Source organism: Hyalangium ruber, assembly GCF_034259325.1.
Lineage (GTDB): Bacteria > Myxococcota > Myxococcia > Myxococcales > Myxococcaceae > Hyalangium_A > Hyalangium_A rubrum.
Map to the genome: position 1 here is coordinate 104,822 of NZ_JAXIVS010000022.1, position 23,942 is coordinate 128,763.

Below are 23,942 nucleotides of genomic sequence, written 5' to 3' on the forward strand. Positions count from 1 at the left end.
CCTCAGATTGGGCAGCCCGTGGCCTTCACGCTCCGGAACTGTCTGATTTCCTACAAGTTCATTCACCCTGGAAATCTTCAGCAACTGCTTATTCTTAAAAAGCTATAAATCCCGTTATGACCAAGATCCAGCATTGGGTTCCCTTTAGAGGCCTCAAGGCGTTGTCTCGCACCGCCCTCCTGGGCTCGGTAGTGGTCAGCGCTCTCGCGGGCTGTGGTTCCACAGAGCAGCAGCCCGAGCCAGACTCCACGCTGGCCGCCCGGGCTCGGCTGCCCATGGCGCAGGCCACGTCCGCCTCCCCTGTCATCTCACCCGACTTGTCGACACGGACTGTCACCCCGCCGCCGTGGATTCACCAGACCATGCCCTCCATCGTCGCGGGCAATGGCATGTACCTGGTCGTATGGACCGAGGCCAACAGCCAAAACAGCCCCTCTTCCCATGACGTCTTCGCGACGCGGGTGAATGCCTCGACGGGCGCACTGCTGGACTCCGAGCCCATCGCCCTCGGGACGGCTTCGGATGTGGATGTGTACCCCGCGGCCGGCTTCGACGGGACGAACTTCCTCGTCGCCTGGAGCCGAGTGCCCTTCGCCTACGCGGTGCGGGTGAGAGCGTCGGATGGCGCGCTGCTCGACAGCCCCCGCAACATCAGCCATCCGTATCCCAGCCGCACAGGCTACCCGCTGCCGCACATGAACCCCGCCATTGCCTTCGACGGGGCGAGCTACCTGGTCGTCTGGAACGGCGCCTACGGCACTCAGGACGGGTTCATCGAAGACGGCATCCTCGGTGCCTGGGTGAACCCCGCGACCGGGCAGCCCCACTCGGGCTACAGCTTCGTCATCAGCCGGCGCCAGGGCAGCTCCCCCAAGGTGGCCTACGGCGGCGGGCGCTACCTGGTGACCTGGTCCGACAACACCGGCGGGTCGCAGAACGTCTATGGCGTGCGCATCGACGCCGCATCCCGGCAGGTGCTCGACGCAACGCCGCGGCCTCTCATCGCCGCCCCAGGAGCCCAGGAACAGAGCCCGGTGGTGGCCTCGGACGGCAGCAACTTCCTGGTGGTCTGGCGGCTCAGTAACGGCACGCTCGAGGCGGCCCGGGTGCAGGGCGCGACAGGCACGGCCCTCACGCCCTACACCACCGTGGGCACGGCGAGCACCCAGGCTGCCGCGGTCACCTTCGATGGGCAGGACTATCGGGTGGCCTGGGTGGGCAACCACGAGGGGGCCGTGAAGGCGTTCGGCACCCAGGTGTCCACCAGCGGCGCGGCCGGCGAGCAGCTCTTGCTCTCCTCCACCGCCTACACGACCCAGTCGGATGCGCCGGGCATCGCCGCGACGAGTCCGGGCCGTTTCCTGATGCTCTACAGCTTGTACGACCGCACCCGGATGCGGCTGGTGCAGGACGAGCAGCCCCAGGAATGCGGCGCGCAGCAGCCCACGATGGTGCTCAACGGCCCAGCGACGATGAACCTGCAGTGTACCCAGGGCGCCACCTACACCGACCTCGGCGCCCAGGCGTTCGACGGGTGCGGCAACCCGCTCGTGGTGCGCGGGCACAACACGGGCTCGGACTCCTCTGGCCCCGGCCCGAACCCGGGGGTCGAGGGCAACTACACGATCTCCTACGTCGCGTGGGACGCGCAGGGGCGCACGGTGAGCGCTACCCGCACGGTAAACGTGGAGGACTCCCAGGCGCCCACGCTGCAGTTCCTCGGCGCGGCGGAGGTGACGCACACCTGCGGCAGCATGTGGAATGACCCCGGCGTGACGGCCTCGGACGCGTGCTACGGCTCGCTGACGCACACCGTGTGGCGCACCGGTGAGGTGAACGGCTGGGCCGCGGGCACCTACACGGTGACGTACTCGCTGACGGACACCGGTGGCAACAGCGCCCCGCCCCTGACCCGCACCGTGCATGTGGTCAACTGCCCCTGGTAGGTCCCACCCCCGGGGCGCCTCTTGGGCGCCCCGGTTTCTCATGGGGTCCCATCCCTGGTGCGCTTCCGCGGCTGGCCGTGGCGGCGACATGGAGCTGGGGTGCTCGACCGTGAAGACGAACCCGAGCCAGGAGTGAGCGCCCGGTAGAGCGTCTTGAGCAGTCGATCGATGTCCTCGATCTGCGAACGAGGACACGGGGTGAATAGAGACACGGTTGGTACGTCCGAGGGCTTGGTTGGGCCCGAGTGGGTTGGGCGTGGGCGATCGTGGGTCCGAAGTACGCGGGACGGGCCGGTAGCTCTCGCATCCCTGAAAGCAGACCTCTTATGCACATGCCGAAGTGGTGGTTGGGCGCACTCGCGGGTGCGCTCGTGGGCTGTTCTGCGGGGCCGTATCCAGGTGATCCGGACTTCGACACCGAGCCCGGTGGCTGGGATGGCCCAGGGGCGCCTTCCGACACGGGCATGCCGGACTTCCAGCTCGAGTTGGTGACGGGGCCCTCGGAACTGGGCGCGAACACGGCCACCTTGCTTCGCGCGCGGCTGTGCAACCGGGGCGAGGTGGAGGCCAGCACCGAGGTGGCCTTCTTCCTCTCTCTCGACAACGTCATCGATGAGCGCGACGAGTACCTGAGCACCAGCATGCGGGTGCCGGTGTCTGCGGGGTACTGCCGGGATGCGAGCGCGCGGGCGGTGATGCCGAGCGTCGGAGAGGGCAGCTACTTCCTGGGCGCCATCGTGGATCCGCAGGGCCGGGTGAGCGAGGTGAGTGAGAGCAACAACCAGCGCGGGGGGGGCCGCATCCTGGTGGACATCACCGCGCCTGCGGCTCCGGTGCTTGCGTGGACGACGCAGGGGAGTGGCATCCCGCAGCTGCCCCAGCTGTCGGTGCAGACCGAGGCGAACGCGACCGTCCGCATCTACGGCGGAGGCAGCTGCCAAGGGATGCCGCTGGCGGACTCCGCGACCGGTTCGAACACGTATTGCGAGGTGCCGCTCGACCTGCCGTCCTATTCGGTGATCAGCTACTCCGCGCGGGCGTATGACTTCGCGGGCAATGCCTCGAGTTGCACCAACATCCCCGCACCAGCCGGGTACGGGAACACGGACACGACGCCGCCAGCCCCACCTGTGCTGGTCGAGACGAACTGGAGCTACGGCACCACGCAGCATCAGCTCTTCGTCCGGGGCACCGCCGAGCCGCTGAGCGAGGTGGGCATCTTCGTGGACGTGCAATGCACGGGCAATCCGGTGGCCACGGTCTCCGCGAGCGCCAATGGCACCTTCAGCGCCACGCTCACGGTGGCCGCCACGGGCGTGGGCAGCATCCGTCGGGTGTTCGTCGCGGCGCGGGACGCCGCGCTCAACGAGTCCACGTGCATCGGGGGACCCACGTACGAGACGCCGTGCCCGCAGGGCTACGCCAACTGTGACGGGAACCCGGCCAACGGCTGCGAGGTGGACCTGACGTCGGACGCGGACCACTGCGGCACCTGCGGCACCACCTGCCCGGATCGGGGCAACGCGGAGGGTGTCTGCGTGGCGAGCACGTGTGGCATCGGCTGCCCGGTGGGGACGTACGACTGCGACGGCAACGCGGCCAACGGCTGTGAGTCCACCCAGGCGTGCGGCCCGGCCTCATGCACCATCGACCGCTCGGAGGAGCTGGTCATCACCTCGCTCTCGGTGGTGGAGGACATGATCCGCACGCCGGTGGGTGGCGCCTGGCACTTCGAAACGCTGATGCGCTCGCTGGCGGGGGGACAGGATCCGTCTCCGCTGGTGCGCCAGTGGCTCCGGACGTGGACGACGACGCAGACGATCAACGGGCTGACCGTGCCGGCGCGGCCGCAGATGATGACGAAGGTGCTCGGGCCGTGGGAGGAGCTGAGCGGCGGGCCCAATCAACCGCTGAACTTCGCGCATGCGCCGTTCCGGCTGCTGGCGATCGTCAACCGGATGGACCTGCGGCAACCTGGGGTGCAGGCCGGCGAGGGACGCTTCGTCTTCGGAGTGCTGGACCCGAACGGCAACCCGCTGGAGTTCACGGTGATCTTCGAGTACGCGCTGCCGGGCACGACGCCGGAGGCAATCCAGGCCTGGGCGCATGACTGGCATGAGCTGGGGCAGCTGGGGCTGAGCCACCCGGACTTCAAGATGAAGCTGCACGCGCTGACGAATCGCTTCGCCAAGGAGGGAGTGATGCCGGGCCGGCCGCATGGCAGCGCGCTGAACCAGATCCGCACCAACGAGGTGGCGCTGGGCGAGCCGTGGGAGATGCGGGAGTTCGTGCTGACGACATCGGGGCTGCAGCCGGCGACGGTGAAGCTGACGCCGGACAACGGCTTCCAGAACACGAACACGCTGAGCAGCTTCATCAACGCCAACCAGGCGGACATCCTGGCCGAGCAGCACACGGTACCGGAGCGCTTCTCCGGGCAGCGGTTCCTGGGGGCTTCGTCGAAGGTGCCGGAGAACTTCTTCTGGCGTGCGCCCTCGGTGAACACCGAGGCGCGGCACAAGTTCTCGCTCAACACGTGCAACGGGTGCCATGCGGGTGAGACGGGCACGGATTTCGTACACATCGCCAACCGTGCCGAGGGCCAGCTGGCAGTGCTGTCTCCCTTCTTGAGGGGCGGAACGGTGCAGGATCCGGTGACGCGCCAGACGCGGCAGTTCGACGATTTAGGGCGACGTGCGCAGGATCTGGCAACGCTGGTGTGCGGAACTCCGGCCACGGGCATCAAGGGCTCGGACCTGACGTTCGAGTCGCTGCTGGGCTACCCGGCGCCGTCCAACCTGCCTCGGGCGCGCGTCCACTGAGGCACGGTCCTTTTCCTTGCAAGCGGCCAGGCTGCGACCCACTCTGCCGGGATGGAAAAGCCTGCGTCCGAATGGAAGTTGCCCTGGGAAGGCGGGTGTCGCTGCGGGAAGGTCCGCCTGCGCGTCACCCTGCCGCCGCTCCTCGCCATGGCGTGTCACTGCACGGGCTGTCAGAGCATGAGCTCCAGCGCTTTCAGCCTCTCGCTGGCAGTGCCCACGCCCGGCTTTCAGATTCTCTCAGGAGAGCCCGTGGTGGGCGGGCTGCATGGGCCGTCGAAGCACATGTTCTGCGACTACTGCATGACGTGGATGTTCACGCGGCCCGAGGGCATGGAGGAGATGTTCGTGAACCTCCGGCCGAGCATGCTCGACGACCGGAGCTGGTTCGTGCCGTACATCGAGACCTACACGAAGGAGAAGCTGCCCTGGGCGACGACGCCCGCGGTGCATTCATACCCAACGTTTCCGGAGATGTCCGCGTACGAAGGGCTCATACGCGAGTTCGCCGCGAAGGGTGCACGCCCCAAGTAGAGGAGCTCTCGACCCCTGGAGGTGTTCCCGTGAAGTGCTCTCTCGCCGTACTGCGGCCTGCAACGGGGGACAGACGGTCTCCTGCTCGGGCATCACCTGCTCCGCGACGACCAACTCCGGTGTGACGTGCGACGGCGTGTTCACCGCTTGTCCTACCCCTGCCTGCAATGGCCTGCCCGCCTGCAACCTCTACGCAAACCAGCGCTGCACCGCGCGCGTTGGCACAAGGCTGGATTGCTGCCGGGAGGACGGCTGGGCTGACTACCTCATCTGTCCGAACTGGGGCGGAGGGAGGTACTGGCTCTACGAGTAGAAGGTCGGCTGGGTGAGTTCACGCAGGACGACGGCTACCTCTTCCGCTCCGAGCAGCAGGTGCGGCAGGAGGTGGCCGCTTCGCGCGGGGTCGGCGGGGCGTCAGTGGGCACCCTGACGCGGTGCCGGTGGCTCCGAGGTGGGCTGCCGAATGCTGTCATAGGCAGGGTAGTAGCAAGCATCCCTCCACTCGTATTCATCGTCATTACAAGGGGGCTGCACCTCCGCGAAGCGTCTCCAACACCCGCCATTGATGACCACCTCCCCCTGTCGACATTTGCCGGCGCTGTCAGGGCGGCGCTGGCCAGGCAAGGGGTTGGGAGGCACGTCCAGGCCAATGCTGGACCACCCTCGTGGCGGAGAGGGCTCCTTCATCGGCGCGGTGAGCACCTCCTGCGCGAGTTCGATGGTGCCACCGTCCCCCATGCCTCCGTCCCGGCTCTCGGCTTGAGCAACCACAGGCGCTTCCTCCGAGGATGGCTCCTGTGAATGCTGCTGAGAGATCACCGCGAGCAGCACCGTGGCAATGCCCACGCCAATCCAGGGCAGCCACATCAGGCCTTGTTCCCGTGGCGCGGAGGCAGCCATGACGCGTGCAAGCTCCGCCGCTTCACGCCGCGCGGCCTGCGCTTTGTCCTCGGAGGCCTGCTGCCGCGCCTCGTGTACCTTCCCCACCTTGGGGACAGCCGGTACCAACCCGGCAAACAGCGGTTGATCTGCTGTAGGGCCCGCGCACTCGGCTTCCTGTTCCAACAAACGAGCCAGTTCCTGAGCGGTCCCCCGCGCCTTGGGACGCAACGAGAGCATGCGCAGGATGAGGGCGCTCAGCTGCGGGTCCACCCGAGCGTTGAGCACCCACGGCGTTCGTGGACTGGCCCGGTCCGCGTACCAGAGGCGGGAACCTGCGTTGCCTGGGTTGGTGGTGGGGGGATGCCGGATGCAGTTCGGGACGCGCGGCTTGTCCATCGGGTTGCCTCACAGTGTGGGAAACGGCTACCTCTGGCCACGCACAGCCTACCCGATGAGTAGGCAAGGAGCAGCACCCTCCTTGAGGTCACCCGGCCGCCGCTTCGACTCGATGCCGGGCCCGAGGCCGCGCGGCAGGCCTCCCGGCGCACCACCCCGAGGCATCTTTCTCGTGGCGCATTTATATCAGACTGATATATCCGAATGGAGGAGGTCACCGTGGCGAGAGAGAACACCTGCCAGTTCGCCATCCTGGGGATGCTGTGCCGGGAGCCCATGAGCGGTTACGACCTGCGCCAGGCCATCGAGCAGACGGTGGGGCACTTCTGGCAGGAGAGCTACGGCAACCTGTACCCGACGCTGGAGCGGATGGAGACAGAGGGGCTGGTCGCGCTCGACCGGGAGGAGCATTCGCCCGGCGGGCGGGTGCGCAAGGTGTACCGGGTGACGGCGCAAGGGCGGCGAGTGCTCGCGGAGTGGTTGCGTCGGCCGGTGGTGCCTCACGTGGAGCGCAACGAGCTGCTGCTCAAGCTCTTCTTCGGATCCCGGGTGGGACCGGAGGCCTCGCTGGCGCACGTGGAGCACAGCCGGGCCGAGGCCGAGGAGATGCTGTCCGCGCTGCGGCTCATCGACGAGGACGTCCGCCGCTCGCGCGAGGGCCACCCGGAGCTGCCCTATTGGCACCTGTCCGTTCGCGCGGGACTGCTCGGCCTGGAGGCGCACCTGCGTTGGTGCGACGAAGCCCGAGAGACGCTCCAGCGTCTCGCGCTCACGGAGGGTTCGAAAAAGAAGGAGGAGCGGGATGAGCGGTGAAGAAGGCTCGCGGCGCTTGCCGGTGTTCCTGCCATGGCTCGCCCTGGTGGCTGGGGCAGGCATGTCGATGCTCTTGAATTCGCGTGGGTCGCTGCTGCCCGGCTGGTGCATGGGCGCCTTGCTGCTCTTCTTCGTCCGCCAGCAGCGGCCGGGGGTGGGCTTCGCCGGCATCCTCTGCGTGAACACCCTGGCCACGGGCCTGGTGAATCTGGAGGTGTTCCCGGGATCCGTCGCGGACAATTTCGGCATGGCCTTTGGCGGCGCCCTCTTCCTGGCGCTGGTGTTCCTGGCGGACCGGCTCATCGTGGGGCCACGAGCGTCCTTCGCCGGGACGCTCTTCCTGCCGGCGGCGATGACGGGGCTGGAGTACTTCAGCAGCCTGGGCAACCCGTTCGGCACCTGGGGCTCGCTGGCCTACACCCAGGCTGGCGCGCCGGTGCTGGTGCAGCTCGTGTCGGTGACGGGACTGTGGGGCCTGACGTTCGTCCTGGTGTGGTTCGCCTCCGTGGCCAACTGGGCCTTCGAGCACCGGAACGAGGGGCGCCGCGTGCTGCCCGGAGTCGCGGTGTTCGCGGGAGTGCTCGTGGCCATCCTCGCTTTCGGCGCGCTGCGGCTCGCGGGGGCAGGCAGCGTGGGTGAGCGCGTGCGGGTCGCGGGCATCACTGTGGCGGGCGAAGTGGCCGCAGGACGTGAGGCGGGCCTGTCCCGGCTCATCCAAGGAGGGGCCTTCGGTGACGAGGACTGGCGTGCCTTCGCCGAAGCCTCGGGCTCGGTGAACGAGGAGTTGTTGCGTCTGTCGGAGCGCGAGGCCGAGCAAGGCGCGAAGCTCATCCTCTGGTCCGAAGGCAACGCGGTGGTGCTGGCCGGGCAACTGCCGGCCCTGCTCTCGCGGGGGAGCTCCCTGGCGCGCGAGCGGAGCGTGTGGCTCGGCATGGCGGTGGCGAGCTTCGAGCCCTCGGCGGAGCGCATGTTGCGCAACGAGCTCATCCTGGTGGGGCCGGATGGGAGCGTGGCCTGGCGCTACGTGAAGGCCCGGCCGGTCCCAGGTTGGGAAGCGGACCACTCCATTCCGGGGAGCTCGGAAGTACCGGTGCTGCGTGACTCGGGCGTGGGGAACCTGGGGGGAGCCATCTGCTTCGATGGGGACTTCCCGGCGCATTTCGCCGGCCCCACGGAGCGGGGACTCGAGCTGCTCCTGCTGCCCGCGAGCGACTGGCGAGCCATCAGCGCGCTGCACCGGCGGCAGGCGGTGTTCCGCTCGGTGGAGCAGGGATTCAGCATGTTGCGGCAGGCCAACCAGGGCCAGTCGGTGGCGGTGGATGGCTACGGGCGCGTGTATGGCGAACTGGACCACTTCACGATCGAGGAGCGGGTGCTGCGCGCGGAGCTTCCAGTGGGGCGGGTACCCACGCTCTACGCGCACATCGGCGATTCCGTGGGGGCGCTCTCCTGCCTGGTCACGCTGGGGTGGGTGGGCTGGGCCATCGTGGGAGGGCTTGCCCGTCGGTGGCGTTCGGCGCGTCACCAGACCGGTGCAGGCGTCCCTGGTTCTCAGGGACTCAATCCCTAGCGTGCTTCCGCGGCGGACTGGAGCCGCACCGGCTGCTTGCGAATCCCCAGGCTGAGCGGCACCGCCACCAGGGCGATGGCCGTGGCCACCAGGTAGACATCATTGATGCCCTCCACGAACGAGAACATCTCGATGTGGCGGCGCTCCGTCATCCCCTGCCGCACGAGCACCTCCGCCTCCCGGCTGGTGAAGGTGGACAGGAGCGACGTGAAGATGGCGATCGAGAACGCCCCGAACACGTTCCGCAGCCAGTTGCTGATGGAGGAGGCATGGCCGCTCAGCTCGCGTGAGATCTGCTCCATGCCCGCGTTGCTGGCCGGCATCAGGGAGAAGGCAATCCCCACGTTCCGCACCACCATCCACACCAACATATAGGTGTGAGAAACCTCCGGTGTCAGACGGCTCAGCGCATACGTGCCACCCGCGATCATCAGAACGCCAACCGTCATGAGCGTGCGCGGCCCAATCGGGCCGTACAGACGCCCGACCACGGGCATGAGGAGCGCCATCGACAGAGAGGCCGGTAGGAGGATCAACCCCGTCTCCAGCGGCGACACGCCCTGAATCTGCTGCAGGAACAAGGGCACGAGGAACACGCCCGAATACAGGCTGATGGTGATGATGCTCGAGATGATCAGCGTCACCACATAGCGGCCGTTCGCGAGCACCCGCAGGTTGAGCAGCGGAGCGCGCGTCCTCAACTCCCTGACGACGAAGGCGATCAAGCACAGCGTCCCGAGCAGGAACAGGGACACGCTCTTCACATCCATCCACCCCCAGGCTCTCCCCTGGCTCAGGGCGATCAGGATCGACAGGGTACCGATGACGACGGTGAGCAGTCCGGGCAGGTCGAACGCCTTCGGGACCTGCAGGCGGTAGAAGGGGATGGTCCGCACGGCCAGGAACACGGCGGCGAGGCCAAGCGGGACGTTGAAGAAGAACAGCCACCGCCAGTTGCCCAGGGTGATCAACCAGCCCGCGAAGGTCGGCCCGAACGCGGGAGCCAGGCTCGACGCCAGGCTCCAGAGGCTGGCGGCCAGCGCCTGCCGCTCCCGGGGAACGAGCTGGTAGATGAGCGTCATGGTCACGGGCATGATGGCGCCGCAGAACGCGCCCTGCAGGAACCGGAAGGCCACCAGCGAGCGCGCATCCCAGGCCACCCCGCACAGCACCGACGTCAGGATGAAGCCCACCAGGCTGGCCACGTATACCCACTTGAAACTGAAGCGTCCGCCCAGGTAGCCGGTGAGCGGCGCGCTCGTGCCCATCGCGAGCATGAAGCCCGTCAGCGTCCATTGCAGCAGCGAGAGTTCGGCACCGAAGTGCCGCTGCAGCTCGGGAATGGCGATGGTGATCGTGCTGGAGCTCAGCACGGACATGAACGACCCGATGAACAGGGCGAACATGAACGGCCAGAAGCGAGTGGCCCGTGGTTCTTCGGGTGGGTGCATGGGTTGGGACAACGCGGCAACCAAGCTCACCCGAGGACCTACCCCGCCTTTGGCTTCACCGCCTGGACGACGCGCTTCACTGCCGTCACGAGCACCAGGACCAGCGCTCCGGCGACGACTCCCGCGAACGCATCGAACAGCGTCGGAACCAGCGCTCCCAGGACACCTCCGATGCCGGGCACGCCGCCAGCCCCATGCGCAAGCCCCTCGCTGAGGTGGTGGAGGGCCGGGATGCCATGGGTGAGGATGCCGCCGCCGACCATGAACATGGCGGCCGTGCCAGCGATGGAGAGGAACTTCATCAGGTACGGGGCCACCACCAGGAGCGTCCGGCCAAATCCACGCGCGGCCGCGCTCTGCTTCTTGATGAGGTAGTACCCCGCGTCATCGAGTTTGACGATTCCGCCGACCAGGCCATAGACGCCGACCGTCATGATCAGCGCGATGCCCACCAGCACGGCGACTCGCTGCCCGAAGGTCGCGGAGGCCACCGTGCCCAGCGAGATGACGATGATCTCCGCCGAGAGGATGAAGTCGGTGCGGACCGCCCCTTTGATCTTCTCCTTCTCGAAGGCGACGATGTCGACCTGAGGGTTGGCGACGGCCTGAACGAGCTCCTGATGGTGGCTCTCGTCCTCGGCCTTGCTGTGCAGGAACTTGTGGGCCAGCTTCTCGAAGCCCTCGAAGCAGAGGAAGGCACCACCCAGCATCAACAGCGGGACGATCGCCCAGGGCGCCAGGGTGCTGATGGCCAGGGCGGCGGGGACCAGAATCGCCTTGTTGACCAGCGAGCCCTTGGCCACCGCCCAGACGACGGGCAGCTCGCGATCGGCGTCGACGCCCGTCACCTGCTGGGCGTTCAGCGCGAGATCGTCGCCGAGCACACCAGCGGTCTTCTTGGTCGCGACCTTGGTCATCGCCGCGACATCGTCCAGGAGGCTGGCGATGTCGTCGATCAGGGTGAGGAGGTTGCTACCGGCCACGCTGAACTCCCGAAGTCGAAGAGCTGCTCAGGCACGGCTACCTATCATGAGTGGGCGGGCGACGGGTGACCGGATGCGCTCCCCCTCCCCCTCCCCTTCAGAAGGTGCCGGGTTACGGCTGCACGGTGGTGACGAAGGACAACTTCCCGTTCTCCACCTTCAGCACCACCGCCTGCTTCTCCGCATCCCGGTTGGCGTTGATGGTGATCTTCCCCGCCACCCCCGGGAAGTCCTTCGTCGCCGCGATGGCATCCCGCAGCGCCTTGCCCGACAGGTCCGGCGCCCGCTTCATCGCGTCCACCGCCAGCTTCGTCGCGTCGTACGCCAGCGCCGCGGAGCTGTCGGGCGGGACGCCATAAATCTTCTGGTACTTCTCCACGAAGGCCGTGAGCAGCGGGTCCGGGTTGTCCAGCGCGTAGTGGTTGGAATAGTAGCTCCCGTCCAGCGCCGAGCCGCCCAGCTCGAAGAGCTTGTCGGAGTTCCAGCCGTCCCCTCCCAGCAGCGGCACCTTCAGCCCCAGCTCCCGCGCCTGCCGCGCGATCAGCCCCGCGTCCGTGTAGTACCCCGGCACGAACACCGCCTCTGGCTTCGTCTGCTTGATCGCCGTCAGCTGCGCCCGGAAGTCCGTGTCGCCCTTCGAGTAGGTCTCATGGGCGGTCACCTTCCCCCCCTGCTGCTCGAACTCCTGGATGAACACCTTCCCCAGGCCGATCGAGTACGCGCTCTTGTTGTCCGTCAGCACCGCCACCTGGCTCAGCTTCAGGTGCTCCCGTGAGAACTTCGCCATCACCCGACCCTGAAATGGATCGATGAAGCAGACCCGGAAGATGTAGTCCCCCTTCTGTGTCACCTCGGGCGCCGTCGAGGTGTACGCGATCTGGGGCACTCCGGCCGCCTGCGCCTTCTCCGCCATGGCCATCGACACCGAGGAGGCCGACTCGCCGATGATGACCGCCACCTGGTCCTGAGCGATGAGCCGCGTGACGGCCTGGGCCGCCTCCTCGGGCCTGCCCTGGCTGTCATACATCCGCACCACCAGCTTCTTGCCCTTCACCCCACCGGCCTCGTTCGCCTCGTTGATCGCCAGCTCGATGCCGTTGCGCGCCGAGATGCCGAAGCTCGCCTCGCTGCCCGTGAGGCTGCCCACGGCACCGACCCGGATGCTCTCCGCGTCGTCAGGACGGCTCGCCTTGGCCTCGACAGGTGGGGAGCCCGTCACCGGTGTGGATGCAGCCTCGGGCTTCTTCTCGCAGGCCACCACGGCCAGGGCGAGCGCAGCGAAGAGCATCGAGAAAGAGCGGTGCATGGACAGGCTTCCTCCTCCCCCGTCATCAGCGACAGAGGGGAGCTGTCGCAGCGGGGGGGAGCGTCACCATAGGACAGAAACCGCTCCAGGAGTCCCACGGAGGGCAGTGCCCGCGGAGGGCGCGGGGGGCTATCTGCGGCCTGACTTCTTGGAAGGCGTCGGCGCGGGCCTTTCCGCGGCCAGCTTCAGCTCGTCCCGCTCCCGCGTGACTTCCGTCAGGCTGTCCTCCAGGTCTCCCATCTTCGACCTCAGGTTCTTGTTCTCCGCGCGCAGCACTCGCACCTCGGACTGAAGTGACTCCACCTCCGTGCGAAGCGAGCTTGCCTCCGAGCGCACCTGCCTCAGCTCCTTCGAGGGGCCACACGCGGAGAGAACCCCCAGCGCAAGCGCGCCGACTGCCACCCATGTCTTCATCGATGCCAGACTCCTCGCAGGCATGCACCGGGGACCCTTCCCTGGATGCGCCTTGCGTCCAGAGCCCAGGAGCAAGGGATGTGCCTGGACTACCCGCCTTGGCGCGCCCTGCGCCTCGGCGCGGTACCCTGGCAAGACGCAAGACCCCCGACGCACGTTGCCATGCTGGTGAGCCTACTTCCGGGTGGCAGGAGGGCTCCTCTTGGAGGGAGCCGGGGCGGCGACCGGCGCCGGGGTGGTCGCCGCTCTCGTCGCGGCGACCTTGAGCTGATCACGCTCCTGGGACACCCGCTTGAGGGCGCTCTCCATGTCCGTGAGCTTCGTCTTCAAGGTGGCGTTCTCCTTGCGAAGCTGGACCACATCCTCCTGCGCCTGCGTCAGCTCTTCCGACGGCCCGCATGCGACCAGCGGAGCGAGCGCAAGCACCACGGCTGCCATCCACGTCTTCATCGTCCAGTCTCCTGGCAGGTCCTCGCCGAAGCCCGCCTCCGGGCACGACCTGTCCCGTCGAGCCAAAGCAAGGCACATGCCTCCACCTCTTTGCCTTGAGGAGGCGCACGCCTCGCCATGAGGACCGTGGCGGGACGCCATGGCACCCGGGTGAGTTGCCACACCCCGGCCCTCACGCCCCAGGAGGGCGCGTGGTAGAATGAACCTGCCTGCGAAGAGGAGAACCCCATGCGTGGATTCAAGCTGTGGCTCGGCGGCGTTGCGCTTGCTGGCCTGACCCTGGGAGCGGTACCCGCGGACGCTTCCGTCAAGGTGATTGGCCGAGGCGAGGGACGTCTCTGCTACGAGTACGCCAAGACGGGTCATTCCTCGGAACCGGGTATCGAGAGCTGCACCCGCGCGCTCACCGAGCAGGCGCTGACTCCGGAAGATCGCGCCGCGACCTTCGTCAACCGAGGCATCCTCCACATGTATGCCAAGGACTTCGCTCGCGCGCTCACCGACTACGAGGAGGCCATCACCCTCAAGCCGAGCCTCGCTGACGCCTACGTCAACAAGGGCGTCGCCCTGGTGAATCTTGGCCGCGACGCAGAGGCGGTGACGGCGATCGGCCAGGCGCTGGAGCTGAACACGGTTCGGCCCGAGATCGCCTACTACACGCGCGGCATCGCCAACGAGATGCTCGGCAACATGCGCGAGGCCTACAACGACTACCGCCAGGCCGTGGCGCTCAAGCCCGAGTGGAAGGAGCCGCAGGCACAGCTCCGTCGCTTCGCGGTCGTCCCCAAGAACCGGGGCTGACAGCCGCCCGCCCAAACAGCACCAGGGAGTAGGCTTCGCGCACGTATGTCCAAAACCAGCGCCACCCCAGGACTTGGGCCCGAGTACAACCCGCTCGTCTCTCCTCAGCTCGAGGATCCTCACGCGTTCCTCGCGCGCGCACGGCGAGAGGAGCCGGTGTTCTTCAGCACGGTACTTGGGTCCTGGGTCGTGACGCGCCATGCGGACATCAGCGCCGTGGTCGCCGATACCGCACGCTTCTCGTCCGCCGAGTCCATCACGGTAGGCGCCGCGACGACGCCGCCGGAGGTCATCCACGCGCTGATGGACGGCTACCCCCTGGTGCCGAGCCTCGTCGACAATGATCCGCCAGCGCATACGCGCTTCCGGAGTCTCGTCAGCAAGGCCTTCACCGGGCGGCGCCTCACGGAGAAGGAGCCCTTCATCCGCTCCCTCGTGGACGAGCTCATCCACACCTTCGTGCAGGAGGGGCAGGCGGACCTGTTCCTCCGGTTCGCCCATCCGCTGTCCTCGAGCATCATCGCGGAGATACTCGGCATCCCCCGCGCGGACATCAGCAGGTTCCGGCGCTGGTCCGACGATCTGTCCACGGTCCTCGCGGCGCATGGCCCCGTCGACCACCAGGTCGCATGCGCGCGGGGCGTGGTCGACTTCCAGCGCTACCTCGCCTCGGCGCTCGAGGAACGGAAGACGTCTCCCCGAGAGGACCTGCTGAGCGACATCATCACCGAGGGGCAGGCGATGACGCCCCCGATGAGCATGGCGGAGCTCGTGAGCCTGCTGATGCAGGTCCACTTCGCGGGTCACGAGACGACCGCGGGCCTCATCGTGGGGGCGGTGGAGTTGTTGCTCAACAACCCGGAGCAGTTGCAGGCACTGCGGAACGACCCAAGCCTCATCGCGGGCGCGGTCGAGGAGGCGGTGCGGATGACCTCTCCCGTGCATGCCATGTTCCGCACCGCGCTGGAGCAGGTGGAAATCGGGGGCGTCACGATTCCGAAGGGAGCCCACATCCGGATCGTCTACGCCTCGGCCAACCGCGACGAGGCCCGGTTCCACGAGCCGGAGCGCTTCGATATCCGGCGGCCTGACGTCAAGAAGCACCTCGCCTTCGGCCAGGGCCTCCATTTCTGCGTCGGCGCGCCGCTCGCACGGCTCGAAGCGCGCCTGGCGCTCGAAGCGCTGCTCCGGCATCTCCCGGGGCTCCGGCTCGTGCCAGGGCAGAACCCGGGCTTCCTGAGGAGCGTCACCGTCCGGAGGCACGAGAGCCTCGAAGTCGCGTGGGACCTCAAGGCTCCCTAGAACCGCCGGTTTGTCTCAGGGGAGCAACTGGATGTCATCGACGTAGAGCGTGCCCTGGTCTCCGCCGGACTGGTCCTGAAGGTAGAACTCCTTCAGCGTGCCAGTGCTCAGGCCCAGGGTGCTGAACGGAATGACGATCCGCTGCCAGGTGCCTGGCTGGATGGCGTGGCCTAGCGCCTGGTCCAGGCGACGCTCCCCAAGGACGTTCGGCCCATCGCGGAACAGCACCCGCGCGATCTGCCCGCCGGAGGTGCCTCCGTGTACCCAGAGCGAGAGGGACTTGTAACGGCTCAGGTCCACTCCCGTGTTGGCGTTGAAGAAGAGAGCCGACCAGCTGTCCAGCTCGACGGAGATGGCGGACGCACCCGCGTGGACGAGCCCCTGCGAGTACAGGTTGTGCGTCGCCCAGCTCCAGTCATCGAACCCGGCACCGAGTCCCTCGGCGTAGAGGGAGAAGGGAGGCGTGGTCGGAGGAGGCGGCGGTGGCGGCGGTGCGCCGGAGCGCACCAGCCGGATGTCATCGAAGTACACAGTGGCCTGATTCGTGCCCGTGTTGTCCTGGAGGTAGATGTCTCGCACCGTCCCCGTGGGCAAGCCCACCGCGCTGAGCGGTACGACGACCTGCTGCCACGTCCCCGCCAGGATGGGATGGCCCAACACCGCGTCCAGCCGCACCGAGCCCTGCAGCTGCGATCCGTTGAAGAAATCCAACCGCACGCCTTGGCCGCCGGTGGTGCCGCCGTGTACCCACAGCTCGATGGCCGAGTACTGGCTGGCATCGAGGCCCGAGGTGTGGTGCAGAAAGAGGCCACCCCAGCCATCGAGCTCGGCGGAGAGGGATGTCAGGCCACTGTGTACCACGGCGCGATTTCCGAGGTCGTGCGTGGCCCAGCTCCAGTCCGTGAAGCCATCACCCATGCCATCTTCATAGACAACCGTATTGCCTTGGGTGCCTCCCGGCAGTCCATCCATCAGCGCTACACCCTCGGCGACGGTGACAACATCGACATTCTTCGTCTGGATGTAATCGAGGATCGCCTCGAAGTTGCCGAGGTTGACCTCCGTGGACTGGGTGGGCGTACCCGTCACGAACTGGTGGAAGGTAAGGATGATCCAACTGCCGTCGGCGGCCGCGGCGTCGATCCACGTGCGTACGGTGGCCACGCTGACGCCGCTGTGTACGTCATAGGCCCGGAGCTGCAAGACATTGGAGTCCTTGAAGTTCTGGCCACTGTTCACCGTGCGGTGGCTGCCGTAGTACTGCTGGATGGTGGCCAGCACGCTCGCGTTGTAAGCCCCATAGGGCGAGGCGAACGAGGGCACTGCCTGCAACCCGAACTGTGTCTTCAGCCACGCCTGTGAGTCGCGCAGCTCGGCCTCCACCTCCGTGGCCGACAGCGTGGTGAGGTCCCGGTGCGTCATCGTATGGCCGCCGATCTCGTTGCCCTCGGCGATCAGCGTCTGCACCTGCGCCACCGTCACGTAGCCAGCCCAGCCGTTGCGAGTGCCCTCGGTCACCAGGAAGTAGGTGGCGGGAATCCCTCGCGCGTTGAGCGCTGGGCGCGCCACCGTGAACTGAGACGGCCAGCCATCATCCAGCGTAATGCTCACCATGCCTCGCTGGAACGGCGTTGAGGCCCACGCGGGCGCGGCTCCCAGGAACAGCGCCACCACGAGTCCCCCCAGCACTCGATGCCACCCATTCCAGCCGCGCATATGTACTCCTTTACCCGCTGGGCGGTCCCATTGACTGGGCAATCCACCCTTAAGACTAGCACATATGGACAATCCATGGACTCAGGGGGAGTGAGTCGCCTCGGGCCAGGCGGCCAGCTTCTCTTTCTCATAGCGCGTCAGCAACGCGCCGAGCTTGACCGCCGCAGCCGTGATTTCTTCTCGGCGCGAAGCCGGCACCGTCGATGCCACCTCCGGGAAGGGCCCCTTCACCGCGAGCAGGTTATGGGACTCCAGGGGATCCGAGCCCAGGTCGTACAGCTCCCACTGGTCGGCCTCGATGCCACTCGGATCGAAGTAGCGCGCCAGCTTCCACGTGCCGCTGCGCACGCAACGGATGTGGTTGGGCTGACGCACCGGGCCCGGCGCCAGACTCGGCACCTGGGGCACCTTCGTGGAGGCGGGCAGGTCACTGCTCGCGCCCGTGCGCAGCACCTCCACCACCTTGCAGAAGAAGGCGTAGGCCTCCAGGTTCTGCTCGGAGTGGGGGTCACCATCCGCCGGCAGCGGCGCGGTGATCTCGTCGTCCGTGGCGAAGAGCACACCTTCGCGCTCCGCGCCATCCGGCTCGCGCACGACGCTGTCGTCACCCCGCACCACCGGGCTCAGGTCGACGCCCACGAACGGGGGCACGACCCGGTGCAGGCGCAACTCCTCGCGGGCCTGCTCCAGCGCCTTCCCCTGGACCCCGAACATCCCGAGCAGGGTGGGCACCATGTCGACGTGGCTCGTCAGCGCGTCCACCTGGCGAGGCAGCAGGTCCGAGTTGAAGTAGGGGTGGCGGAAGACCACCGGCACATGCAGCGCCTCCTGATAGGCCGCGTGCCACTTCTCCATCATCAGGCCGTGGACACCGCCGTACTCGCCATGGTCCGACATGAAGACGACCAGGGTGTCCTCATGCAGGCCCACCTCCTCGAGCGTCTCGAGCACCCGGGCGATGTGCTTGTCCACGACCTGGTGCAGGTAGGCGTAGTACTGCACGAAGGCGGCGACGGAGGCCTCCGGATCCTCGGTGAGCTGGAAGGGGATGTTGGAGGCGAGCGTGAAGCCGAGCGCGGCGGCTTCGGGGTTCGCGACCGAGGTGCCACTGGCCTGGAGCTGCCGCACCGCGCCCAGCCCCGTCTTCGAGGCGAGCGCGAGCCCCATCTTGTAGGCGTAGTCCTCCTGGCAGGCCGGCTTGTCGGGCCCGAGCGCGCGAGCCGCAGGCGGGGGCGCCTTGGCGCAGTTGGCGTCCATGCCGTCTGGGTTGAGCGGGAACTGGAAGGTGCCGCCCGAGGGCTTCGTCGACAGCGTCCCCTGGCTGGGGATGTGCAGCGGCCCCACCGGCTTGGCGTCGGGATCGACCGCGCGCGGCAAGGCCGGATAGGTGGCGATGTCGTGGGGGTTGGCGAAGGACACCACCGCCATCCAGGGAGCCTGCTCGGCAGCGGGCGCCGGCTTGCGTGGGTCTGCCCAGGTGGCGTTGGCGTTGGCTCGGTCAACCTCGAGGGCCAGCGCCTTGCGCCGCAGGAAGGTGCAGGCCAGATCGGCGCAGCCATAGTCCCGGTAGAAGCCCAGGTTGTTGGGGCTGGAACCGTGCGGCTCGGGGTAGCTCAGCTCCCAGTCCTCGAAGCCATAGCGCTCCAGTGAGTGCTCCGGCGGATTGGAGACGTGCCACTTGCCGAAGTAGTGCGTGCGGAACCCCGCGGCGCGAAACCAGTGGCCCAGGGTGGGGATGCCGTCCGGCTTCAGCCAGGGGAAGGCCGCGGCATCGCCACTCTTGAAGATGCCATCGGTCTGGGTGACTCCCGTCCGCGTGCCGTACTGGCCCGTCATGATGGCCGTGCGGCTGGGGATGCACGCAGAGGAGGCGATGGTGTGGTTGCGCAACACGACGCCGTGCCGCTGCATCTTCACGAAGCCAGGGAACAGCGAGGCATAGGGGTTGTTCGCGCTCAGGGACTGGAACCCGAGCAACTCCTTGAGGGGCTCGGCGAAGCCGCCCTCCGAGCCGTAGGGAAACCGAGGGAAGCGCATCTGGTCGACCATGATGACCAGCAAGTTGCGCGGAGGCGACGGCGGCTTCTGACGGCTCATAGGTCAGTGACTCCTAGGTAGGTGTATCGATCCTCTCAGGAGCCCGGACACAAGGCGACCGCGAAGTCCCTGTCCAGGGCGACCGCTTTGAACAGAGGGCGTGTGGCGCACTCCGAAGCCCGCCACGTAGGGAGGCACCTTGACGGATACCTCGGAAGCCCGACGTCCCGAGTCGGAGGGAGGGGCACGGATCTTCCTGTGCCCGGATCAGTGGGAGCATTGAACTCAGAGTGAAAACGGGGCTGTAATGGTGGCGTCGACGCACACAAAGGCCCTCTCTTCGATGAAACGACTGCTCCTTCACACCACCCTGCTCTTCTCGGTCGTGCTGACCGCGGCTGCGTGCGGTGACTCACCCCCTGGCGAGCCCGACAGTGGCATCGATGCGGGCACCCAGGATTCTGGCACTCCCGGCGGTGACTCGGACGCGGGCTCCTCGGATGGCGGCTCCTCCGACAGCGGCACGGACCCTGGCGTCCCAGATGGAGGCTCCTCCGATAGCGGCACGGACCCAGGCAATCCGGATGGTGGCTCCCCCGACGGCGGCACGGACCCAGGCACTCCGGATGGCGGCGCTCCCGACAGCGGCACGAACCCGGGCACCCCGGATGGGGGCGCTCCCGATGGAGGCAATGGAGGGGGCACCGATGCGGGTACCCAGCCCCTGCCCACGGACCCTGCTGATCCGAACAACGCCTCGAAGGACACCGACTGCGATGGGCTGAGCGACAAGGTCGAGTTCGAGACGGACCGTGGAGACAACAGGAAGACCCACCCTGGCGTGGCGGACACCGACGGTGACGGACTCCTGGATGGGCTCGAGCTGGGCATCGCCACCCCGGTGGCGGGCACCAGCTGCGTCCTCCCACCGGACGCCGACCCCCTGTTGAAGACGAGCCCCGTCCGCGCGGACACGGACGGCGATGGCCTGAAGGATGGCCTGGAAGACGCGAACCGGAACGGTCGGGTGGATCCAGGTGAGACCCACCCGCTGCGCCTGGACACCGACTGTGACGGCCTGATCGACGGCCCAAGCAGCGGGAGCACGCAGGGAGAGGACGAGAACGCCAACGGCACTCCGGAGCCCTCCGAGACCGACCCTCTCGAGTTCGACACCGACGGGGATGCTCTCTCGGACGGCGTGGAGCAGGGCGTCACCGTCAACGCGGAGCCGGCCCACTGCACTGGAATCTTCATCCCGGATGCGGACCCCAACACCACCACGGACCCGACGAACCCGGACTCGGACTCGGATGGGGTGAGCGACGGCACCGAGGACAGCAACCAGAATGGCAGGGTGGACCCGGGCGAGATGGATCCCCAGGTCCCGGACGCATCAGGGCCGGTCGGCCAGGTGTGCCCCACCAATCAGCTGCGCCCCGTCTCCTTCCAGTCGCCAGAGGGGCTGGACCTCAAGCTGGCGCTACCGCCCTCCTTCACGGAGGTCACCCCCATCCAGATGAACAACGAGGCGAAGGGCCTGGTGGGCTACGACAACACCTCCCATGTCACCTTCCTCGCCATCCATCGCGCCGCGCCGATGGGCTCCATGGATCCACTCGGCGATGAGGAGGCGCTGCGGCCCGCCATTGCCTCCCAGGGCGCGCTGTTCAACCGCACCGCCCAGCTCTTCACCACCTGGGACGGCTTCCCCGCCGTGCAGGCCTTCTACGATCAGGTCGGCTCGACCACGGACCTCAAGCGCCGCACCGATGCGCTCGTGGACGCGCTGGCGCCAGGCAGCACCGGCCGGCTCAGCCCGCCCGCCTCCGGCTACACCGGCAACTTCCGGCTCCAGGCGCTGTTCGTCCACCGCTCCGACCAGAGCGTGGTGGTGCTCATCGCGGTGGCGCCCCTGCAGAACGTGACGGGGCCCAATCACAGCACCCCGGCGGTCTTCTCCGCCAAGGATCTGTCGGCGGGCTCCGCGCTGGCTCAGTTCGGCGAGCCCACCCGGGTGGCGTGTGAGCGCTTCCAGCTCTCTCCGTCGAACAAGGTGGACTTCCTCTTCGTCGTGGACGACAGCGGCTCGATGATGACCTCGCAGCTGTCCCTGGCCGCCAGCGCTCAGGCCGCGGTGGATGCGCTCAACGCCTCCTCGCTGGACTGGCGGATGGCCATGGTCACCTCCAACTACCACTTCGGGACCCAGGCCAACTCGGGCAGGTTGCGGCGCTTCACCCGCAACGTGAACAAGGTGAGAGCCTGGCTCACGGAAGGCAGCACCTGCCAGGGCAATGTCTGCACTGGCGTACCCACCACTCCCGCGCCGGCCACCTGCCCCGCCGATACCAGCGAGGGCGCCAATGGCGGCTGCTGGCTCGGCATCAACGGCAGTGGCTCAGAGGGGATCCTCGGCGCGGCCCGTAAAGCCATCGACGACCTCACGCCAGGCTCCAGTCCAGGCACCGAGGTGGACCACCTGGCGCGCCAGGACGCCAAGCTCGTAGTGGTGCTGCTCGGAGATGCGGACGACCAGACGATCAGCTACGGCGCAACGCAGACCAACTGTGGCTCCGGAGGCACCCAGGACAGGGCTGGCTCAAGCTGCGAGTCCGTCCAGAACTTCGTGAGGTTCTTCGGCGACAAGGCCAACCCCACCCTGGTGCCCACCAACAAGACGTCGAAGCACATCACCGTACACGGCATCGTCTGCCCTTCCGGCAGCTTCTGCGGATGTACCGAGGGCTCGGGCTGCAATGCGACCAACGCCTCCCGCGAGTTCAACCCGCAGCCGATGAATGGGTTGTCCCAGCAGCGTCACAGCGTGGTGGTCAACGTCTCGGGCGGAGTGCTCGGCTCCATCCTCGACGTCAACTCCATCATCGCCTCGATGGAGGTGATCATCGACAACGTCATCGGTAGTTCGGGCTACCCGATGAGCAACCCCCCCATCGGCGCCTCCATCAAGGTGGCCATGGATAGCGTGAGCGACCCCTCGGCGTGTACCGCCCATGACATTCCACGCAGCACGATCAACGGCTTCGACTTCGACGGGCAGGCGCGGACCCTCTCGCTGTTCGGCGCCTGCCGCCCAGCGAGCGAGGCCAGCCAGGGAGCGGTGTCCTTCCGGTACTGGGTGGACACGCAGGAAGACCCGAACGGTATCGCTCCCTGCGCGGAGGATCCGCGCTACTCCCCGACGGAGCCGGACCACTGCGCCGGCCTCTTGTGGGGCTGCAACGCCACGGGAGACCAGTGTGTCTGCATGCCCGACTGCGGCGGAGCGTGTGGCACGGGCACGCGGTGTGCCCTGAGCACCTGCACCTGCGAGCCGATCGGCGGCTGAGGCGAGGCGCAGGCGACGGAAAACAAAACACCGGCCTCCCTTTCGGGAGTGCCGGTGCGGGAACCTCTCCCTCCGAGTCGACGGGCTCAGGTCTCGTAGCCGGTCTGCTCGAAGACGATGACCTTCTTTGACTGGGGGAAGAGGATGACGAAGAGGCGGAACCAGCCGTCGGCACCGGCCGCCACCGGGTACTCGTGGTAGCGCGTCGCCACCTGCACGTTCTCCGTGCCATTGCCGTAGGTCGCGAGGATCTGCGCGTGCAGGGGATCGAACTCCGAGTACAGGTAGGCCCGGGCCTGCGAGTAGCTGAGCGCGATGGCGTCATCGGCCGCGTATTGGCTGTACTCCTGCAGCGCCATCACCGCCGCGTCCGCATGGGTGAGCGTCGGCGGGCTCGTGTACGGCCACGCGAAGTCGAAGCGGCGCAGCGAGCCCTCGGTCCAGTGATGCACGTCGTTGCCCGCCTCCAGCGTCGCCTCGAGCTGGGCGGTGATGCTCTGCTCCGACAGGGCCAGCTCGACGCCAGACGTGTCCGAGACAGGCGACGGCGTGGGGCACGCGCCGCTCAGGCACGTGGTCTGCAACCGGAACTGCTTGCCCGAGCCGCTGCCCGAGCTCACCACCACCAGGTACTCACCCGCCGTCAGGGGCACCTCGTCGATCTTGCTCAGGTCGCCATAGCCGTAGTTGTCGTCCTGCTTGTACGGCTGGATGCCGTAGCTGCCGCTGGCGCTGCGGGGCCCGTACACCATCAGGCCGGTGTCCAGGTTCATGGAGCTGCCCCCATGCGTCACCTCGAAGCGAGCCGTGATGGAGCCCGGCACCGTGACCTTGAAGGAGTAGAACTGGGGGTTCTGCGTGAAGTACGTCTGCACCGAGCCGCCCAGGTTCACCGGCCCCAGGTACGTGGTGCTGTCATAGATGTTGCCGCTGGTCGACGGGGGCGGCACGTACAGCACTGCCTGCTTCTGCTGCCCCAGCGCCTCCGCCGGCTTGTCGCCCGACGGCACGTTTCCACAGGCGACCAGTACGGCCACCGGAAGCACGTTCCACACCTTCATCAGCTCGCGACGCATCGTTTCCGCCCTTCGGAATGGGATTGGGCGGCCGTCGTGCCACGCTGAATCCAGCAATTCAAGCAACAACGGTGAAAACTGATCCACGGCGGGTGGA

The 23,942-nt window shown here is 67.4% G+C and carries 17 protein-coding genes; 8 read left to right on the forward strand and 9 right to left on the reverse strand.

Annotated elements, in window-relative coordinates:
• Positions 1–161: 161 nt before the first annotated feature.
• From SYV04_RS40325 to SYV04_RS40335, 3 genes are all read left to right on the forward strand, one after another.
• Entirely contained in the window at positions 162–1,946 is a 1,785-nt protein-coding gene (locus SYV04_RS40325; protein WP_321551414.1) for a DUF5011 domain-containing protein, read from the forward strand.
• Between the two features lie 326 nt (positions 1,947–2,272).
• Positions 2,273–4,768: a CARDB domain-containing protein gene (locus SYV04_RS40330; protein WP_321551415.1), complete on the forward strand. Its 2,496-nt coding sequence runs from the start codon at positions 2,273–2,275 to the stop codon at positions 4,766–4,768.
• Positions 4,769–4,819: 51 nt separating this feature from the next.
• Complete coding sequence (locus SYV04_RS40335; protein WP_479691458.1) at positions 4,820–5,299, forward strand: GFA family protein; 480 nt, start codon at positions 4,820–4,822, stop codon at positions 5,297–5,299.
• Positions 5,300–5,713: 414 nt separating this feature from the next.
• Here SYV04_RS40335 and SYV04_RS40340 read toward each other — a convergent pair whose 3' ends face one another.
• Positions 5,714–6,577 carry a serine/threonine-protein kinase gene (locus SYV04_RS40340; protein WP_321551416.1) on the reverse strand — a complete coding sequence of 288 codons (864 nt, stop codon included), beginning with the start codon at positions 6,575–6,577 and terminating at the stop codon, positions 5,714–5,716.
• A gap of 219 nt (positions 6,578–6,796) precedes the next feature.
• Here SYV04_RS40340 and SYV04_RS40345 point away from each other — a divergent pair, with 219 nt between their 5' ends.
• Together SYV04_RS40345 and SYV04_RS40350 are read left to right on the forward strand one after the other, a co-directional pair.
• The gene (locus tag SYV04_RS40345) at positions 6,797–7,390 is read left to right on the forward strand and encodes a PadR family transcriptional regulator (RefSeq protein ID WP_321551417.1); all 594 of its coding nucleotides are present in this window, start codon (positions 6,797–6,799) and stop codon (positions 7,388–7,390) included.
• A complete protein-coding gene (locus tag SYV04_RS40350; protein WP_321551418.1) occupies positions 7,380–8,960 on the forward strand; it encodes a nitrilase-related carbon-nitrogen hydrolase in 1,581 nt (526 codons plus the stop codon). The genes SYV04_RS40345 and SYV04_RS40350 overlap by 11 nt, the downstream gene beginning before the upstream one ends.
• Here SYV04_RS40350 and SYV04_RS40355 read toward each other — a convergent pair.
• The 5 genes from SYV04_RS40355 to SYV04_RS40375 all read right to left on the reverse strand — a co-directional run bounded on the left by SYV04_RS40355 (position 8,957) and on the right by SYV04_RS40375 (position 13,564).
• Entirely contained in the window at positions 8,957–10,366 is a 1,410-nt protein-coding gene (locus SYV04_RS40355; protein WP_321551419.1) for a DHA2 family efflux MFS transporter permease subunit, read from the reverse strand. The two genes, SYV04_RS40350 and SYV04_RS40355, sit on opposite strands and share 4 nt — an antisense overlap.
• An 83-nt stretch (positions 10,367–10,449) precedes the next feature.
• A complete protein-coding gene (locus tag SYV04_RS40360; RefSeq protein ID WP_321551420.1) occupies positions 10,450–11,394 on the reverse strand; it encodes a DUF808 domain-containing protein in 945 nt (314 codons plus the stop codon).
• A 112-nt stretch (positions 11,395–11,506) separates the two neighbouring features.
• On the reverse strand, positions 11,507–12,700 hold the full coding sequence (locus SYV04_RS40365; RefSeq protein WP_321551421.1) for an ABC transporter substrate-binding protein: 1,194 nt from the start codon (positions 12,698–12,700) through the stop codon (positions 11,507–11,509).
• 129 nt (positions 12,701–12,829) lie between these two features.
• Positions 12,830–13,114 (reverse strand): hypothetical protein, encoded by a 285-nt coding sequence (locus tag SYV04_RS40370; protein WP_321551422.1) that lies wholly within the window; start codon positions 13,112–13,114, stop codon positions 12,830–12,832.
• A 174-nt stretch (positions 13,115–13,288) separates the two neighbouring features.
• A complete protein-coding gene (locus tag SYV04_RS40375) occupies positions 13,289–13,564 on the reverse strand; it encodes a hypothetical protein (RefSeq protein ID WP_321551423.1) in 276 nt (91 codons plus the stop codon).
• Positions 13,565–13,792: 228 nt separating this feature from the next.
• Here SYV04_RS40375 and SYV04_RS40380 point away from each other — a divergent pair, with 228 nt between their 5' ends.
• Both SYV04_RS40380 and SYV04_RS40385 read left to right on the forward strand, forming a co-directional pair.
• Positions 13,793–14,365 carry a tetratricopeptide repeat protein gene (locus SYV04_RS40380; RefSeq protein WP_321551424.1) on the forward strand — a complete coding sequence of 191 codons (573 nt, stop codon included), beginning with the start codon at positions 13,793–13,795 and terminating at the stop codon, positions 14,363–14,365.
• 45 nt (positions 14,366–14,410) lie between these two features.
• Complete coding sequence (locus tag SYV04_RS40385) at positions 14,411–15,667, forward strand: cytochrome P450 (protein WP_321551425.1); 1,257 nt, start codon at positions 14,411–14,413, stop codon at positions 15,665–15,667.
• A 15-nt stretch (positions 15,668–15,682) separates the two neighbouring features.
• On the opposite strand, the gene SYV04_RS40390 is transcribed toward SYV04_RS40385, so the two are convergent.
• Positions 15,683–17,383, reverse strand: a complete 1,701-nt coding sequence (locus SYV04_RS40390) for a polysaccharide deacetylase family protein (RefSeq protein WP_321551426.1) — start codon at positions 17,381–17,383, stop codon at positions 15,683–15,685.
• An 81-nt stretch (positions 17,384–17,464) separates the two neighbouring features.
• Positions 17,465–19,480 (reverse strand): sulfatase-like hydrolase/transferase, encoded by a 2,016-nt coding sequence (locus SYV04_RS40395; RefSeq protein ID WP_321551427.1) that lies wholly within the window; start codon positions 19,478–19,480, stop codon positions 17,465–17,467.
• Positions 19,481–19,763: 283 nt separating this feature from the next.
• On the opposite strand from SYV04_RS40395, the gene cglD reads away from it, so the two are divergent.
• On the forward strand, positions 19,764–22,769 hold the full coding sequence (cglD, locus tag SYV04_RS40400; RefSeq protein ID WP_321551428.1) for an adventurous gliding motility lipoprotein CglD: 3,006 nt from the start codon (positions 19,764–19,766) through the stop codon (positions 22,767–22,769).
• A gap of 86 nt (positions 22,770–22,855) precedes the next feature.
• Here cglD and SYV04_RS40405 read toward each other — a convergent pair whose 3' ends face one another.
• Complete coding sequence (locus SYV04_RS40405; RefSeq protein WP_321551429.1) at positions 22,856–23,845, reverse strand: hypothetical protein; 990 nt, start codon at positions 23,843–23,845, stop codon at positions 22,856–22,858.
• Between the last annotated feature and the right edge of the window lie 97 nt (positions 23,846–23,942).